Origin of the sequence: Kitasatospora sp. NPDC057692 (assembly GCF_042799475.1) — a bacterium.
Classification (GTDB): Bacteria; Actinomycetota; Actinomycetes; order Streptomycetales; family Streptomycetaceae; genus Kitasatospora.
In genome coordinates this window covers 1-1,027 of sequence record NZ_JBHVIV010000213.1, presented here as the reverse complement: position 1 = coordinate 1,027, position 1,027 = coordinate 1, and the positions used below count along the sequence as shown (strand labels likewise).

Genomic DNA, 1,027 nt, shown 5'->3' with positions numbered 1-1,027 from the left:
TTATCGTATCGATAAGGACTTAGAATTCCCCTGTTAGCACACTCATTGACGATCATTTCCTATCGCTGCTTTTCGCTGAATGCACACCCTAGATTTCTAGGTTCACTGACTTTTCATCCGCATATCGCTATGCGACGCGACTAAAAATTTAATCGATAGTAAAGTTATTTTCCATACATAACCATTTGATCACGTCCATATTTATGTTGTCACTGTTCCATATCTTAGTGATGTTGTTGCTGTACTCCCCGATATTGATCCCATAAGCAAGAGTTAGTGCTTCATAGATGTTCTTGCTATTAATCTCTTGTTTCTGGGCTACAGACATTTCATAATACAACGGAACGATGTTTTCCATATTACGCTTGGCAATATTGACGATTAACTCATCAGGAATAATTAAGGCCTTATCCCCGTCATTATCAAACTGCAGCAACTTAGATATCGGATCATGAATGCTTGTGTAAACACCTGGGGTAATGAACCACTTTTCATATTTCTCATCTTTTTTGTTCCACCTAACACCATGCTCTCTGAAGAGGTGAGGGGAGCGGAGGATATCAATATACCCTTCATCATATAAAGAACAATGGACATCACTTCCTGAAAGCAGTCCTTTTGGATTCTGGATGTTCAGAAATAATTTTTCGCAGAAAGCATACAGATCAGGGCATAAGTATGTATAACGAGCACCATCAACAAGCAATTTTCCTGATTTGGCATCTTTAATCATGCTTTTCTTTTTATTTTTAATAATTTCTTTCGTATGATCATCATTAAGAAGTTCTGGATATAGAAGTAAGGCATCCTGAAGAGCTGTCCGATGTTTCTTTTTCTCCGTAGCTCCAAGAACTCTTAACATGGTTTCTTTGTCAGTTCCCAATGTGGTTATTTCTTTTACAGTCTTTGAGCTCATTTGAATTAATTCTTCATCTGAGATATCTGTAAGTGTCTGAAGCATTTGATAAGTGAGTTTACCTTCAACAGAAGGGTCTTCTTCGTTGAGTTTTGCCCCTAAGCATCCATA

At 37.6% G+C, this 1,027-nt stretch carries 1 pseudogene; it reads right to left on the bottom strand.

Annotated elements, in window-relative coordinates:
* Window positions 1-151 precede the first annotated feature (151 nt).
* Window positions 152-1,027 (bottom strand): annotated as a pseudogene (locus ACFVFS_RS40885) (hypothetical protein); the annotation flags it as partial.